This window comes from Campylobacter sp. CNRCH_2016_3089, assembly GCF_025772505.1.
Classification (GTDB): Bacteria; Campylobacterota; Campylobacteria; order Campylobacterales; family Campylobacteraceae; genus Campylobacter_D; species Campylobacter_D lari_D.
The window spans coordinates 1-878 of sequence record NZ_JAKMSF010000051.1 but is presented as its reverse complement, the minus strand read 5'-3'; the positions used below and the strand labels follow the sequence as shown (position 1 = coordinate 878).

Sequence of the window (878 nt, the reverse complement as noted above, 5' to 3'; positions counted from 1 at the left end):
CTGTGATAAAGATAAAGTATTTATAGGGCTTATACCTTGTAAAGAAGATAAAAAAAGCTAGCTAAATTCAATAAGCAAAATAGATGTGTAGAAGTTGGTGAATATTGCTCTAAAAAAATTAAATTCATAGTTTGTATTCAGCATAAAAAAACACACTGTTGTTTTAATTCAAAATTAGCAAGAATATTTAATGAACAAGGACGTCCACAAATTAAAAGAGGTTGGGGTTCTCCAAAAAGTCCTGATTGTAGAGGATTTACTCCAGAAGAATTTCAAAAGTTAGATTTTAGTGAAATAGATTTAAGTGAATTTATTGCTGATATTGTTGGAAATATTGATGTAGATAAAATACAAGCTGATTTTATAAAAATACAAGAAAAGATTGAAAGCAATCTTGAGAATTTAATAAGAAAACCTACTAATTAAAAAGAAAATAAAATTATAGAAAGGAGATAGAGTTTAGTTAAAAGTTTGTTTGGTAAAAGCCAAAGGGATTGTTCTAAACCCTGCAAAAGCAGGGGATACTCAATAAGCCTTGACATAGCAAAGCATTAAGAGTATAATTATTAGAACAATGTTGAGCATTTAACTCACCTCCCTTCTGGGCGGTAAATTGAATGTCAAAGGTGGCACCCTTTGGCATTCCACCCTTAATACAATTATACCAAATAAACTCTTTAACTTCTTTAGTACAATTGATGAAAAGATTTTACATTTTATTCCTTAGTGCTTTAATTTTTACACCTTCTTTATTATTTGGTGCTACAAATATAGATGATAATCATATTATCTTTACTTAGGGCTATGGTGAAGTAGCAAATGATATTTTACAAGTTATAAAAGATGTTATATCTTTGCTTCAATTAACTAATAAAAGT

Annotated in this window: 1 pseudogene; it reads left to right on the top strand. The window is 28.4% G+C overall.

The window, feature by feature from the left end:
• Window positions 1–114: 114 nt before the first annotated feature.
• Window positions 115–426: pseudogene (gene traN / locus L8W69_RS09205) on the top strand (conjugal transfer protein TraN); the annotation flags it as partial.
• Window positions 427–878: the final 452 nt, after the last annotated feature.